This is a genomic window from Solirubrobacter ginsenosidimutans, from assembly GCF_027587205.1.
Genome location: NZ_JAPDOD010000005.1, coordinates 184,624 through 199,319, shown reverse-complemented (window position 1 = coordinate 199,319; position 14,696 = coordinate 184,624). Strand labels below are relative to the sequence as shown.

Genomic DNA, 14,696 nt, shown 5'->3' with positions numbered 1-14,696 from the left:
TGCTGCTGCCACGACCTTGGTATGTGCCGGCACGTGATCCTCGCTCTGGCTCGGTGAACGCTCTGAGCATGCGTCTGGCGGGTCACAATCGGGTCACAGCTCGATCCCCCGCGGGCTGGGGTGGATTCTGAGATGCTCGCGCAGCGGTGGAATTTCTCATCCTGGGGCCACTTGAGGTGCGCGCGCACGGTCGGCGGCTCCTGGTCGGTGGACCGCGCCAGCGCGCGCTGCTCGCCGTCCTGCTGCTGCATGCCAACCGCGTCGTCGCGCGCGAGCGGCTGCTTGAGGAGCTGGGGCGCGAGGAGTCGTCCGAGACGGCGAGCCATGCGCTCACCAACCAGGTCTCGCGCCTGCGCAAGGTGCTCGGCGAGGGACGTCTGCTCACGCAGGCACCCGGTTATCGGCTGCGGGTCGATCCCGGCGAGCTGGACTGCGATCGGTTCGAGGCGCTGCTGGACGCCGGCCGGATCGCCCGTGATCCGCAACTCGCGGCGACGCGCTTGCTTGAAGCCGAGGCGCTGTGGCGCGGACGCGCGCTCGCCGACGTCGAGCTCGACGGCCACGCGCGGATCGCGCTCGAGCGGCTGGAGGAGCTGCGCCTCTGCGCCGTCGAAGAGCGGGTCGAGGCGGAGCTGAGCCTCGACCGCCATGACCAGCTGGTGGCCGAGCTCGATGCCCTCGCGCGCGAGCATCCACTGCGCGAGAGACTCCGCGCCCAGCAGATGGTCGCGCTGTATCGCGCCGGGCGGCAGCAGGAGGCGCTCGCGGTCTATCACGACACGCGAGCCCAGCTCGTGGGACAGCTTGGTCTGGAGCCCGGACCGCGACTGCGCGAGCTGGAGGGCGCGATCCTGCGCCAGGACCCGGCGCTCGCTCCCACGCGCCGCGTGCAGCGTGGCCCGCCCCATCGTCGCCGTCGGAGGGGCCCGCGAGCGGTTCTGCTCGCGGTACTGGGGCTGGTCGTTGCGGCGGCGTTCGCAGCGATTCCGGGCGGCACGCGCGGTCCCGGCGCCGGCATCGCCCCTGGGGTGGTCCTCCTCGATCCAGCCGACGGCCGTGTCGTCGGCCATGTCGATTCGCTGCGCAAGCCTGCCGACATCGTGTTTGGCGACGGGCGGTTCTGGGTGCTCAACCTGACGCCGGCGTCGTTCGTCGCCATCGACCCTCGTCGCGGGCGTGTGGTCCGTCAGTTCGCCGCGCCGGTGGAGGACATCGGCTATTGGGCCGTCTCGCGTGACCGGCTGTGGGTCGGGGACGGCCTGGGCCCGACGGTCGTCGAGGTCGACTCGCGCACCGGGCGCGTGGTCCGCCGCCTGCGGGTCAGCACCGACCCACACGACACGGAGCTCACAACCGTGATCGGCGTGGCCTATGGGTCGCTCTGGGTGTCGCGACCTCGCCACGACCTGATCCTCCGGATCGATCCCGCCAGCGGGCGCGTGGTGCACCGGTTCCGTGGCCTTTCGGACGTGTGGGGCGGCGCCACCGCAGACGGCGCCGTGTGGGTGTCGAGCAAGGCCGGCCTCTCGCGGATCGACGCCGCGTCCAACACGGTGACGGCCACCGCCGCGCTGCCGCAGCCTCTCTTCGTTGCTGCTGTCGGCGGCGGGTTCGCGTGGGTGGCCAACGAGTTGCGAGGCGAGGCGTACAAGGTCGACCAGCAGGGGCGCGTCGTGGCCACGTACGTCACAGGCGAGGGCGCCCACAATGTCAGCTTCTCCGCCAGCGCGGCCTGGGTGACCAACCAGGACGTCGGGACCGTGACGCGGATCGACGCGACGACCGGCGCGCAGCGCAACCTGGCCACGCACCACACGGTCTCCTCCGCGTTCGCCGCAGCGGGGCGCGTGCTTGTCGTCGTCGATCACCGGCGCTCGTTCGTCGAGGCCCTCGATGCGCTCAAGGGCGACGTGGCGAGGCTGGTCGTGCCGATCTACTCCTTCGACTGGCCAGACCCGGCGCTCGCGCGCCAGCCGATTGCGCTCCAGGCCGAGCAGGCGACGCTGGCCGGACTGCTCAATTATCCGGACGCTCCCGCGCCGGCGGGGCTGCGACTGCAGCCCGAGATCGCCGCCACGATGCCCGCGCTTACGGCCGACCGGCGCACCTACACGTTCACTATCCGGCCGGGCTACCGGTTCTCGCCTCCCTCCGGCCAACCGGTCACGGCAGAGAGCTTCCGCAGCAGTATCGAGCACGCCCTCTCGCCCGCGCTCGGTGACCGCGCCCCCGGTCGCCGGGTCCTCGGCGATGTCCTCGGCGCACGCGCCTACATCGCGGGTCGCGCTCCACACATCCGCGGGCTACACGTCCACGGCGCGACGCTCCGGATCACGCTGACGCGGCCGTCGCCGGACTTCCTCAAACGGCTCTCGCTGCCCTACTTCGCGCCGCTGGCCGCGGGCGTGGCGAACGTCGCCGGGGGCACACCCGATCATCCACCACCAGCGGCCGGCCCGTACTACGCGGCGGAATTCATCAACGGCGAGTACATGCTGCTCAAGCGCAATCCGTACTACCGCGGGCCACGCCCGCATGCGCTCGATGCGATCGTGCTGCGAGAGGGCATCGACGCCGCCCGCGCGATCCAGCGCGTCCGGGACGGCACGTTCGATGGGGTCACGCTCGCGGACCCGCTGCTTGCGCCGGCCGGCGCGGACACCCCGGCGGTGCTCCCCGAGACCCGCTTCATGGCGTTCAACGCCCGCCGCGGCGCGTTCGCCTCGGCGCGCACGCGCCGGGCGGCCGCGTACGCGCTGTCGCGCAGCGGGCTCGCCGCCGTCTGGGACTTGATTCCCTCCAGCAGCCTGGTTCCGCCGGGCATTGCCACGAGCCGACCGGTCACGCTCTCCGCGCCGCCGCATCCCCTCCCGTCCGCGACCGCGGTGATGGCGGTGACCCCTGGCTGCGCCACGTGCCGGCGCTCCTACGAGCTCGCCCGCACCGCGCTCGCCGGCGTCGGGATCACGCTCCGGCGGCGCACCGCCGGCATTTCCGCAGTCCGTCGCCGGCCGCACGCGTTCGATCTGCTCCTGACCAGCGTGGCGCTCGAGTACCCAGACGCCGCGACCTTCCTCACCCGCATGCTGACCGTCGCCATCCCGAGTGCGTGGCAACCTGCCAGCACGCGCGCCGCCGTTCGCCGGCTGCGCCGCCTCCAGGGCCCTGCCCGCGACGCCGCCGCGGTCGACGTAGCCGCCCGACTCGCCGAACACGACGCGCCGGTCGCCGCCCTCGGCCACCCCGCGATGGGACAGCGCTTCTCCGCCCGGCTGTCCTGCCGCATCTCGCCACGCTTCGGCGTCGACCTCGTCGCCATGTGCCTCCGCTAGTCGGCTGGTTCGGTCGTGCCGATGTGCAGCCCTTAGGCAGGATGCAGCGCGATCCGCTGCCCGTTCATCTTCGCGGCGGCGTCTGAGAGCAGGAACGCGATCCCGTCCGCGATGTCCTCGGCGCGGGTGAACGTCGCGAACTTGGCGTCGGGCTTGGCGGCACGCATCTCCGGCGTGAGGATCGCGTTGACGGCGAGGATGTTCGCGGTCGCGCCGGTTCCGGTGAACTCGTCGGCCACCGCGAGCGTCCAGGCCTCGGCCGCCGCCTTGGCGGCCGCGTAGGCGGCGTTGGAGGAGGTCGGTCGCTTGGCGGCCGCCGCCGAGATCATCACGAGCCGGCCGCCGGAGCGCTTCAGGGGGTCGAGGAAGGCACGTGAGGTGTTCTGCAGCGACCGGATCAAGAGGCCTTCCATGACGGTCCAGTCCGACGGGTCGGCCTCGCCGAGCGGCTTGCCGCCACGCCACCCACCCACGAGGTGCACGAGCGCGCGCACCTCGCCGAACCGCGCCTCGAGATCGTTCGCCCACGCTGTGGTGGCGGCGGGGTCGAGCAGGTCGACGGCGCGCGCGTCGTCGAGGCCGTCGGACAGCCGCTGCGCGCTCACGTCGGCGCCGGCGAGCGGGCCGTCGAGGCGGGCGATGACCGACGGGCCGAGCCCGCCGCCGGCACCCGCGATGGCCACCACGCCGCTCATGCCGCCACTCCGGCAGCCTCGACGGTCGGCGCGAGCTTCGCCTGCAGCGAGGTGTAGAACAGCGAGAGCGGGAACTCGTCGGGCTGGACGAGGTCGATGAAGCGGCGCGGGTCCCCGGAGTCGGAGAGCTCACGTCGGTCGCGGCTCCACGCCGAGTCGGCCGCCGGCTTGACGTAGGTCGAGACGAGGTCGTGCGCGGCGGCCCAGTACTGCGTCTTGGTGGTGTCGATGCCCGAGCGGTAGAGCTCCTCGACGTCCGCGCGAAGCTGCGCGACCCCTTCCCCGACGCGGTCCCACTCGATCGTCAGCTCGTTGTTGGTCCAGTGCAGCAGCTCGCGCTGGTGCAGGTAGGCGAACAGCAGCTGGCCGCCGAGCCCGTCGTAGTTGCGGACGCGCGGGCCGGTGATCGGGAAGCGGAAGAGGCGGTCGAGCAGGATCGCGTGCTGGACGTAGCGCGCGAACGCGAAGCCCTCGCGCTCGAGCTGCATCGCTTCCACGTACGCGGTCAGGTCGCAGCGCAGCTCCTCGAGCGCGTACATCCAATACGGCGCGCGCTGGCGGATCATGAAGGGGTCGAACGGCAGGTCGCCGCGGGAGTGCGCCCGGTCGTGGATCAGATCCCAGAGCGCGAACGCCTGGCGCGAGAGCTCGGGGGAGGCCAGCAGCGCGGCGGCGTCGGGGGCGAGATTGAGCGACAGGACATCCGCGGCTTCCTTGGCGACGGCGCGCAGGCGAGCCGCCTCGCGGTCGCAGAAGATCGCGCCGAAGTGGTTCGCGGGCTTGCCGGCGACGCTGACCGTCTCAGGGAAGAGCACGGCCGAGTTGGACTCGTAGCCGCTCGTGCGATCGACGAAGCACACCGGGACGAACTTCGGGTTCTCAAAACGGGTGCGCTCGAGCTCGGCGAGCCACTCGGGCCACGGCACGCGCACGATCAGCGCCTCGAACACCCGCTCGGACGGGCCGTTCTGCTTGTACATCGGGAAGACCACCAGGTGCTCGATCCCGTCGACGCGGTGCTGGTCGGGCCGGAAGGCCTCGAGCGATGCGGTGAAGTCGGGCGTCCCGAACCCGCCGTCGGCCCAGGTGTCCAGGTCACCCCGGAGCGCCTCCAGGTAGTCGGCCTGGTGCGGGAAGTGCGGCGCGAGCGCGGCGAGCGCATCGAGGATCGGCGTCAGGTCGGGCGTCGCGCCTTCGATCGAGCCGTCCGCGGCCTGCAGCAGGCGCAGCGCCTCGATCTCCGACTTCAGCGTCGCCCACGCGGGATCGTTGCCGGCGGGTGAGTCGGCGACGTCCTCGGCGTGCGCGAACGCGGCGCCGGCGACCCAGTACACGAGGTTCTGCCACAGGTCGGCGTGGTCGTGCTGGTGGATGCCGTCGTCGCCGAAGAGATCGGAGTCGGCGAGCACGACGACGCGGCCCTCGCCGTGCTCGGTGACGACGGCGAGGGGCGCGTTCGGCTTCGTCGCCGACGCGGACGCCCGCGCGATCACCCGCGCGCCATTGGTGAGCGCGAGCGTCCCGGCGCGATAGAGCCGGATCTCGTTCACGCGAGCCAGGACGTCGGCGGAGCGGCCGCGGCCGTTGGAGAACAGGCGCGGGCGGATCCAGGTCGGCGCCGCCTCGGACTCCTCGTAGTCCTGGACCGTCGCGGTCTCGATCTCGACGCCGAAGCGCCCGAGCAGCTCGTTGAGGTTGTTGCCGTGGCGGTCGTGGTCGCACTCGCCGAGCACGATCAGTCCACCGCCGCGGTGCACGAAGGCATCGATCGCCTCGATCTCGGCGTCGCTGAAGCGCGGGCTGCCGATGCCCGTGGTTACCTCCCAGCGCGCGTCGGCAGGATGAGCCAGGACGAGCACGTCAGTCTCCGCGAGCGCGTCGACCAATGAGCCGTCGACGTGAGCAGACACCGTGAAGTCGCGCTGGGTGAGGAGCTTCGCGGCCTCCGCGTAGGAGACGTCCTCTGGATGCGCGGGCTGCATCCGTGCGGCGAGGTCGGGTCGGATCGTCCAGGCCTCGCTGTGGGCCTCGTCGAACAGGAGCGTGGCGGGCTTGCGCGGGTGCAGCAGGGTCATGCCAAATACGGTATGGGCCGATCAGTGACAATTTGCCGCGTCTGTGCGCAAGAATCCAACGATGGACGACGTTGGACGTCAGATCCTTGCGCTGCTGACTGAGGACGGTCGCCGCAGCTACGACGACATCGCTCGCCGCGTCTCCTTGTCCGCGCCCGCCGTCAAGCGCCGGATCGACCGCATGCGCGCCGACGGCGCCATCCGCGGCTTCTCCGCGATCGTCGACCCGGAGGCGTTCGGCTGGCGCACCGAAGCGCTGGTCGAGCTCTTCTACGCACCCGGGACGCAGCTGCACGAGGTCGCGGCTTCGCTCTCCCGGCACCCTGAGATCGTCGAGGCCTGGAGCGTGACGGGCGACGCCGACGCGATCGCCCGCGTACGGACCGTCGACAACGCGGACCTGGAGCGCTTCATCGCCGACCTGCAGCTCGACGGGCAGGTAATCCGCACGCGCTCGCAGGTGATCATGAGCGACCTGCTGCGAGCGGCTAAGGCGTGACGACGATCTTCCTCCCGGCGCGGGGCCCGTTCTCGAGGTGGCGGTGCGCCTCGACGACGTCGTCGAGGGCGAACACCGTGTCGATGGCGGGCCGCAGTGCACCGAGGCGTACGCCGGCGTTCATGAAGGCCGCCATGCGCTTGACCACGACGGCGTCGAGGGTGTGCTCGAAGCTCCGGTAGCTGAAGATCGTCAGCGGCGGGCCGCTCGGGAACGGCGTCGGCCGAGGGTCGAGGAAGCCCGCGGCGACCAGTGTTCCGCCGGGGCGCGCGGCCTTCAGGAGGTCCAGCTGGCCGGGGCCCATGACGACATCGAGGACGATGTCGGCGCCGGTCCCGCCGGTGTGGTGGCGGACGGCCTCGACGAAGCCCTTGTCATCGACGGCGACGACCGCGGCGGCACCGGCGGAGAGCAGCTCGTCCCGCTTCGCGGTGTGCCGGGTGACGGCGATCGGAACGGCGCCGATCTGATTGGCGATCTGCATCGCCGCCCGGCCGACGCCGCCGGATGCGGCAGTGATCAGGACGTGGTCGCCGGGCCGCATCCTCGCCTTCTCGACGAGCGCGCCGTAGGCGGTCGAGTACGCGACCCAGATCGCCGCCGCCTCCGTGATCCCGAGCCCTGCCGGGCGGGCGACGACCCGGCTCGCGGGGAGCGTGGTGTATTCGGCGTAGCTGCCCCTGACGCTCGCGTCCGGAATGGCCGTGAGGATGACCGGATCGCCGAGCGCCACTTCGGTGACCTCGGGGCCGAGCGCGTCGACGACGCCGGTCCCTTCGACGCCGAGGCGAGCGTGCGGCAGGGGGACGGGTGCGGGCGAGGCGCCCGAACGCATCATCTGGTCGAGCGGGTTGACCGCGAACGCTTCGATCCTGACCCGCACCTCTCCCGCTGCGGGCTCGACGACCGGCTCTTCGACGACGTGCATGACATCCGGCCCGCCGAACTCGTCGAACACGACGACTCGTGGCATGGGTGACTCCTTCGCATCTGGTGCTGGTTTCGTTGCTTGCAAAGGACGCTACGGAGCCGTGAGTTACCTCCTGGTACCTTCGATTTTGCATGCAGAACACGGCTGGACCAGCCTTCCTCGCCGACTGCCCCACGCGCCTGGCGGTCGAGATCATCTCCGACAAATGGGCCGTGCTCGTGCTCTTCGGGCTCAGCCAGCAGCCCCGCAGGCACGGTGAGCTCGTCGACCTCATCGGCGGCATCTCGCGCAAGGTCCTCACCCAGACGCTGCGCCGGCTCCAGCAGTACGGCCTGGTCGAACGCCACGCCGAAGGACCACGGCAGATCGAGTACCGCCTCACCGACCTCGGCCAGACGCTGGTCGAACCCATCGAAGTCCTGACGAACTGGGCAAGAGACAACGGCGGCGCCATCGTCGACTTCCAAGAGGCGGCCGAAGCCGCTACGACGGCTCGGGCTCGCGCGGCGAGTTGACCGGGGTGCGAGCCTTGTGTTCCGCAGCGAGGCTGCGTACGTCTCACGCGCGCTTCGTCCCGGTTGCCATGGTCGACCATGCGCGTTTGCCGGTCCGTTCGCGGGTTTCGATCAGGTTCGCACTGTTCGATCTGGCGCGTTGATGGGGGTGCGTAACCACAGCTGCCTCACAGGCAGCTCTGGTTACACACCCCCTCGCCGGGGAGGCAATCGGCGCGCGTGAGAACGCACTTTCTGTCTCCGTGGCCCGTACCTGTCGGTGTGCCGGCGCCCTCGGCGCGGCTGGCAAGATGCCCGCGTGCGCGATCGCCCGTTTCTCACCGCCGAGTGGCTGAACGTGGCGGTGATCACGTTCGCCGTCGAGGAGGAACGGCTGCGACCGTACCTCCCGCGTGGCGTCACGATCGACACGCTTGAGGGATCGCCGCGGGTGAGCTTCGTCGCGTTCGAGTTCCGGCGCACGCGTGTGCTCGGGCTGGCGATCCCGCGCCACATCGCGTTCCCGGAGATCAACCTGCGCTTCTACGTGCGCCACCGGGGTGAGCGCGGTGTCGTGTTCATCCGCGAGCTCGTGCCGAGGTGGGCGATCGCGACGGTCGCCCGGCTGCTCTACAACGAGCCGTATCAACGCTTGCCGATGAGCTGCGGCGTGCAGGCGACCGCGGATGGCGGCGTGCTGGTCCGGCACCGGTTCGGGCGCGGCTACTCCATGTCGGTGCGGGGATCGGCCGACGCCGCCGTCCCCGAACCCGGGAGCGCCGCCCACTGGCTCACGGATCACTCGCTCGGCGTCGGCCGGCGTCGCGACGGCACCACCCTGCTCTACAACGTCGCGCATCCCGCGTGGGCGCTGCGCGCCGTCGACGACCTCGCGCTCGAGGTGGACTTCGGCGCGCTCTACGGGCCCAGTGGGCGTGGCTGCAGGACGCGACACCGAGCCACTCGTCGCTCGCGGTCGGCTCGTCGATCACCGTCTCGCGCCCGGCCACGGCGTAGCCGCCCCTCCATCACCCGCTTCGGGGGATGCGGCTGGGGCGGACCGCGTTTAGCGTTGTTGCGTGGTCCTCGACCGCAGGCTGCTCCGGTGCGCACGGTCCGTCCGGGCATCTGTGGCGGCCGCCGTGGCGCTCGGGATGGTGGCCGCGCTGGCGCTGGTCGCGCAGGCGTGGCTGCTCGCGGTGCTGATTTCGGGCACGGATCGCTCGCGCGGCGCGTTGGCGGCGTTGCTGGCGGTCGTGCTCGTCCGGACCGCCACCGCGTGGCTCGGCGAGACCGTGGCTGCCCGCTGCTGCGCGCGGGTGAAGTCCGAGCTGCGCGCGGCGCTGCTGACGCACGCCACCGCCGGCGGCCGGCAGCATCCGCCCGGTGCGCTGGCGACGCTGGCCACGCGGGGGATCGACTCGCTCGACGGCTACTTCGCTCGCTACCTGCCGCAGGTCGTGTTGGCCGCGATCGTGCCCGTGGTCGTGGTGACCGTCCTGCTCGCCCGCGACTGGATCTCGGCGGCGATCGTCCTGGTGACGCTGCCGCTGGTCCCGCTGCTGATGGCGCTGGTCGGCGCGACGACACGGGATCGGATGGAGGCGCAGGTGCACAGCCTGCAGCGGCTCGGCGGCCATTTCCTGGACGTGGTCGCGGGTCTGCCCACGCTGAAGGTGTTCGGGCGCGCGAAGCCGCAGGCCGCGGCCATCGCGACGGTCGGCTCGGCGTATCGGGAGCACGCGATGGGGACGCTGCGGATCGCGTTCCTCTCCTCGCTCGTGCTCGAGCTGCTGGCGACCCTGGCGATGGCGCTCGTCGCGGTGGCGATCGGCCTGCGGGCGCTGAGCGGCTCGCTCGACCTCGAGACCGCGCTGTTCGTGCTGGTGCTCGCCCCGGAGGCCTATCTGCCGCTGCGCCGGCTCGGCGAGAGCTACCACGCGGGAGCGGAGGGCGCCGCCGCGGCGACCCAGATCCTCGACGTGCTGGACGAGCCGCTGCCCGTCCGCGGAACACGCACCGAGATCCCCGCGGGCCCGCTCGAGGTCGCCGGTCTCTCGCTCGCCCCGGCGCTCGACGGGCTGTCGCTGACCGTCGAGCCGGGCGAGGTGGTGGCGATCGCCGGACGCAGCGGATGCGGGAAGTCGACGCTGCTGCGGGTACTGCTCGGGCTCGCGACGCCCACGGCGGGCTCGGTCCGCGTCGGCGGCATGGACCTGCGCGAGCTCGACCTCGAGGCCTGGCACGCCCACCTGGCCTGGGTTCCGCAGCGCCCGCACCTGTTCGCGGGGACGATCGACGAGAACGTCCGGCTCGGCCGCCCGGACGCGCCCGCCGAGGCGGTCAGGCGGGCGGTCGCCGACGCGCAGCTCACGGAGGCGATCGCCGCGCGGCCGGACGGCCTGCAGACCCAGCTCGGCGACCACGGCGCCGGCCTGTCGGCGGGGGAGCGCCAGCGCCTCGCACTCGCCCGCGCGTTCCTGCGCGACGCGCCGTTGCTGCTGCTCGACGAGCCGACCGCCGGCCTCGACGGCGCCACCGAGGCCGAGGTCGTGCGCGCGATCCGCCGGCTCGTGCGCGGTCGCACCGTCGTGGTCGTCGCGCACCGCCCGGCGCTGCTCGCGCTCGCCGACCGCGTCGTCGACCTGGACCCGATTGGAGTGGCGGCGTGAGGCGCGCCTCGGCGGACCGCGGCGACGTGCGCCGCACCCTCACGCTCGTGCGGCCCGCGGCCGGCGGCGTCGCGCTCTCCGCGCTGCTCGGCGCAGGGGCCGCATGCGCGTCGGTCGGCCTGCTCGCGACGTCGGCGTGGCTGATCGCGCGCGCGTCTCAGCAGCCGGGAGCGTCGGCGCTCGGCGTCGCGATCGCCGGCGTCCAGTTCTTCGCGCTCGCGCGCGGTCTGCTCCGCTACGCCGAGCGCCTCGCCGGCCACGACGCGGCACTGGAGGCACTGGCCGCGCTGCGCGTCCGCGTCTACGAGCGCCTCGAGCCGCTGTCGCCCGCCGCACTGCCCGGCTTCCGCGAAGGCGACCTGCTGGCGCGGTTCGTACACGACGTCGACGCCTTGCAGGACCTGCTGCTGCGGGTCCTGCAGCCGTTCGCGATCGCGCTGATCGCCGGCGCCGCCACGGTCGCGCTGCTGTGGTGGCTGCTGCCCGCCGCGGGCGCGATCGTGCTCGTCGCGCTGCTGCTCGCCGCGACCGTCGTGCCGTGGCTGACGGCGCGCGAGAGCGGGCGCGCGCCGGCACAGGCGAACCTGAGCTCAGTGACGGTCGAGATGCTCGACGGCGCGCCGGAGCTGCTCGTCAACGGCGCGTTGCCAGGACGTCTGCACACGCTCGCGCGCCTCGACGCCGAGCTGACCCGCGACGACGCCGCGGCCGCGCGCACCATGGGCAGCGGGCGCGCCCTGGTGACGCTCCTGACCGGCCTGGCGTTGTGGGGAACCGTCCTCGTGGCCATCCATGCAAACCTCGACCCGGTGCTGCTGGCAGTCGTCGCGCTCGTCCCGCTCGCGACCTTCGAGCTCGTCGGCGGCCTTCCCGCGGTGACGTCGGACCTGTCCCGGGTGCGCCGCAGCGCCGAGCGCGTCCAGGCCGTGCTCGACGCTCCGGTCCCGGTGCACGAGCCCGCGACACCGCACCCGCTCCCGCCAGCGCCGGTGCTGCGCGTCCGCGGACTGAAGGCCCGTTACGGCGACACGTGGGTGCTCGACGGCGTCGACCTCGACCTCGCGCCCGGCCGGCGTGTCGCCGTCGTCGGCCCGAGCGGGGCGGGCAAGTCGACGCTCGCCGCGGTGCTGCTGCGCTTCCTCGACTACGAGGGCTCGGTGACGCTCGGCGGCACGGAGATCCACGCGTTCGACGGCGACGCCGTCCGCACGGTCGTCGGGCTCGTGGCGCAGGACGCGCACGTGTTCGACACGACGCTGCGCGAGAACCTGCTCCTCGCTCGCCGCGACGCGAGCGAGGCCGACCTCCACGACGCGCTCGACCGCGCCCGGCTGCTCGCCTGGACGGACACCCTCCCGGACGGCCTCGCGACCGAGGGCGGCACCGCCGGGCACCGGTACTCCGGCGGCCAGCGCCGCCGGATCGCGCTCGCGCGCGCCGACCTCGCCCGGTTCCCGCTCCTGATCCTCGACGAGCCCGGTGAGCACCTGGACGCGAAGACCGCCGATGCCGTCGTCGCCGACGCGCTCGAAGGCGGCCACGGCACGCTGCTGATCACGCACCGGCTCACCGGCCTCGAGGCGATGGACGAGATCGTCGTGCTCGAAGCGGGCCGCGTCGCCGAGCGCGGCACCCACGACGACCTGCTGGACCGCGGCGGCCGCTACGCCGAGTCGTGGACGCGCGCGCGGAACACGCGGTAGGTCCAGCCCTGGTAGAGCAGCACGAGCGGCACGAACACCGCGGCGGCGACGGTCATCACCTTCAGCGCGTAGGAGCCCGACGCGGCACCGGAGACGGTGAGGTTGTACGCGGCGTCGGTGCTCGAGATCAGCACGTTCGGGTACAGGTCGACGAACAGCGAGCTGAGCGTCGCGGCCATGGCCGCGGCCGTCGCGGAGAACGCCCAGCCCTCGCGGCCCGCACGCAGCAGCGCGCCCGCAGCGAGCACGGCCACGGCCGCGAGCACGCTCAGCACCGCCGGCGACCACGCGGCGAAGACGACCGAGGCGACGAGCGTCGCGAGCCAGACGCGGACGCCGACGGCGCGCGAGCGCTCGCGCACCGCGCCGTGGGTCTTCAGCGCGAGGAACGCCGCGCCGTGCAGCGTGGACAGCGAGAGCAGCGTCAGCCCGGTCCAGACGCCGTACGCGGTGAAGATGTCGGCGAAGTTGCCCGTGAACTCACCGTCGGCGTCGATCGGGAACCCGGCGACCATGCCGCCCAGCCCGATCCCGAGCAGCAGCGGGATCGCGCCGCTGCCGAGGGTGGCCGCCCACGTCCACGTCCGCCGCCAGCGCGGCGACGTGACCTTCTCGCCGAACTCGAACGCGACCCCGCGCGCGATCAGCGCCACCAGGACGAGGAGCAGCGCCAGATACAGGCCCGAGAAGAGCGTCGCGTACCACGCGGGAAACGCCGCGAACATCGACGCGCCCGCCACGATCAGCCAGACCTCGTTGCCGTCCCAGAACGGGCCGATCGCGGCCAGCGCCGTGCGACGTCCGCGCTCGTCGCGACCGACGACCGTGTGCAGCACGCCGACGCCGAAGTCGAAGCCTTCCAGGACGAAGAACCCGGTCCAGAAGAACGCGACGACGACGAACCAGAAGGTCTCGAGCGACATCTCAGTAGGTCAGCGCCGGCATCGGCTCGCGCACGGTCTCGGCCTCGGGCAGACCGCGCCGGCCGTAGCGGAGCATCAGGACGAGGTCGGCCACGCCGAGCGCGAGGTACAGCGAGGCGAAGACGGCGAGGCTGATCCAGATCTCGGTCGCGCTCACCGAGGGCGAGACGCCGTCGGCGGTCTTCATCAGCCCCTGGACGATCCACGGCTGGCGGCCGTTCTCGGTCAGCATCCAGCCGGCGGTGTTCATGATGAACGGCGTGAACACAGCCCACACGGACGCGCGCAGGAACCACTTCGCGGTCTCCAGACGGCGCCGGTGGAGCAGCCACGCGCCCCACAGCGACAGCAGCACGATCGCCGTCGCCAGATAGGCCATCACCCGCATCGACCAGTACTGCACGAACACGTTCGGGACGTAGTTCCCGGGCCCGTACTGCTGCTCGTACTGCGCCTGCAACTCGTTGAGCCCGACGACCTCTCCGTTCCAGGACAGCGTGGCCAGGATCGACAGCAGGTGCGGGATCGCGATCACCTTCTGGGGGTCCTCGTCGTTCTTGCCGCCGCCGACCTGGAACGCCGAGAACGAGCACGGTTGGCAGGTCTCCCACTGCGCCTCGGCGGCGGCGATCTTCATCGGCTGATAGCGGGTCTCGATCACCCCGAGCTGGCTGCCGACCAGCACCAGCGCGATGCTGAGCGGCACGAGGATGGCGATGGCGAGCGCCGCGCTGCGCCGGAACGCTTCGACCTCGACCGCCCGCCGCAGATGCCACGCGGAGATCGAGAGCAGCACGAGCGTCCCGGTGGCCAGCGCGGCCAGCAGCACGTGGAAGTAGCCCCACAGGAAGACCGGGTTCGCGAACACGGCGCCGATGTCATCCAACCGCGGAGGATTGCCGGCCGCGTAACCGACCGGGTGCTGCATCCACGAGTTCGCGGCCATGATGAACGCCGCCGAGAGCGACGACCCGAGCGCGACCATCCAGATGCAGAACAGGTGCACGCGCGGCGAGAGCCGGTCCCAGCCGAACACCCACAGGCCGAGGAACGTGGACTCCAGGAAGAACGCCGCCAGCCCTTCCATCGCCAGCGGCCCGCCGAACACGTCGCCGACGTAGCGCGAGTACGCCGACCAGTTCATGCCGAACTCGAACTCCTGCACGAGCCCGGTGACGACGCCGACCGCGACGTTGATCAGCAGCAGCGTGCCGAAGAAGCGCGTCAGCCGCCGCCAGGCCTCCACGCCGGAGCGATGCCACAGGGTCTGCATCACTGCGACGAGGAACGAGAGCCCCATCGTCACCGGTACGAACAGGAAGTGGTAGATGCTCGTGAGCGCGAACTGGGCTCGCGCCAGGTCGACGTTCAC

The 14,696-nt window shown here is 72.0% G+C and carries 8 protein-coding genes and 2 pseudogenes; 5 read left to right on the top strand and 5 right to left on the bottom strand.

The genetic code is table 11. The features are described 5' to 3' along the window. Positions 1-146 precede the first annotated feature (146 nt). Positions 147-3,332 carry a BTAD domain-containing putative transcriptional regulator gene (locus OM076_RS09125; protein ID WP_270039264.1) on the top strand — a complete coding sequence of 1,062 codons (3,186 nt, stop codon included), beginning with the start codon at positions 147-149 and terminating at the stop codon, positions 3,330-3,332. A gap of 32 nt (positions 3,333-3,364) precedes the next feature. Here the strand turns inward: OM076_RS09125 and OM076_RS09120 are convergent, their stop codons facing one another. Both OM076_RS09120 and OM076_RS09115 read right to left on the bottom strand, forming a co-directional pair. Then, entirely contained in the window at positions 3,365-4,027 is a 663-nt protein-coding gene (locus OM076_RS09120; protein ID WP_270039262.1) for an SDR family oxidoreductase, read from the bottom strand. Next, complete coding sequence (locus OM076_RS09115) at positions 4,024-6,102, bottom strand: DUF6421 family protein (RefSeq protein WP_270039261.1); 2,079 nt, start codon at positions 6,100-6,102, stop codon at positions 4,024-4,026. The genes OM076_RS09120 and OM076_RS09115 overlap by 4 nt, the downstream gene beginning before the upstream one ends. A gap of 61 nt (positions 6,103-6,163) precedes the next feature. On the opposite strand from OM076_RS09115, the gene OM076_RS09110 reads away from it, so the two are divergent. After that, on the top strand, positions 6,164-6,601 hold the full coding sequence (locus OM076_RS09110) for an Lrp/AsnC family transcriptional regulator (RefSeq protein ID WP_270039259.1): 438 nt from the start codon (positions 6,164-6,166) through the stop codon (positions 6,599-6,601). On the opposite strand, the gene OM076_RS09105 is transcribed toward OM076_RS09110, so the two are convergent. Next, entirely contained in the window at positions 6,591-7,574 is a 984-nt protein-coding gene (locus OM076_RS09105) for a zinc-dependent alcohol dehydrogenase family protein (protein ID WP_270039258.1), read from the bottom strand. The genes OM076_RS09110 and OM076_RS09105 overlap by 11 nt on opposite strands. Before the next feature lie 89 nt (positions 7,575-7,663). Here OM076_RS09105 and OM076_RS09100 point away from each other — a divergent pair, with 89 nt between their 5' ends. The 3 genes and pseudogenes from OM076_RS09100 to cydD all read left to right on the top strand — a co-directional run bounded on the left by OM076_RS09100 (position 7,664) and on the right by cydD (position 12,401). Continuing rightward, on the top strand, positions 7,664-8,047 hold the full coding sequence (locus tag OM076_RS09100) for a winged helix-turn-helix transcriptional regulator (RefSeq protein WP_270039257.1): 384 nt from the start codon (positions 7,664-7,666) through the stop codon (positions 8,045-8,047). A gap of 259 nt (positions 8,048-8,306) precedes the next feature. Continuing rightward, positions 8,307-8,939, top strand: a pseudogene (locus OM076_RS46800) (YqjF family protein); the annotation flags it as partial. A gap of 166 nt (positions 8,940-9,105) precedes the next feature. Beyond that, positions 9,106-12,401: pseudogene (gene cydD / locus OM076_RS47110) on the top strand (thiol reductant ABC exporter subunit CydD). Here cydD and cydB read toward each other — a convergent pair. Both cydB and OM076_RS09080 read right to left on the bottom strand, forming a co-directional pair. Continuing rightward, positions 12,362-13,324, bottom strand: a complete 963-nt coding sequence (cydB, locus tag OM076_RS09085; RefSeq protein ID WP_270039254.1) for a cytochrome d ubiquinol oxidase subunit II — start codon at positions 13,322-13,324, stop codon at positions 12,362-12,364. The pseudogene cydD and the gene cydB overlap by 40 nt on opposite strands. A 1-nt stretch (position 13,325) precedes the next feature. Continuing rightward, positions 13,326-14,696 (bottom strand): cytochrome ubiquinol oxidase subunit I, encoded by a 1,371-nt coding sequence (locus OM076_RS09080; protein ID WP_270039252.1) that lies wholly within the window; start codon positions 14,694-14,696, stop codon positions 13,326-13,328.

Coding starts and splice junctions, on each gene's coding strand:
- OM076_RS09105 (WP_270039258.1), bottom strand. CDS start 7,574: ATGCCACGAGTCGTCGTGTTCGACGAGTTCGGCGGGCCGGATGTCATG.
- OM076_RS09115 (WP_270039261.1), bottom strand. CDS start 6,102: ATGACCCTGCTGCACCCGCGCAAGCCCGCCACGCTCCTGTTCGACGAG.
- OM076_RS09110 (WP_270039259.1), top strand. CDS start 6,164: ATGGACGACGTTGGACGTCAGATCCTTGCGCTGCTGACTGAGGACGGT.
- cydB (WP_270039254.1), bottom strand. CDS start 13,324: ATGTCGCTCGAGACCTTCTGGTTCGTCGTCGTCGCGTTCTTCTGGACC.
- OM076_RS09100 (WP_270039257.1), top strand. CDS start 7,664: ATGCAGAACACGGCTGGACCAGCCTTCCTCGCCGACTGCCCCACGCGC.
- OM076_RS09120 (WP_270039262.1), bottom strand. CDS start 4,027: ATGAGCGGCGTGGTGGCCATCGCGGGTGCCGGCGGCGGGCTCGGCCCG.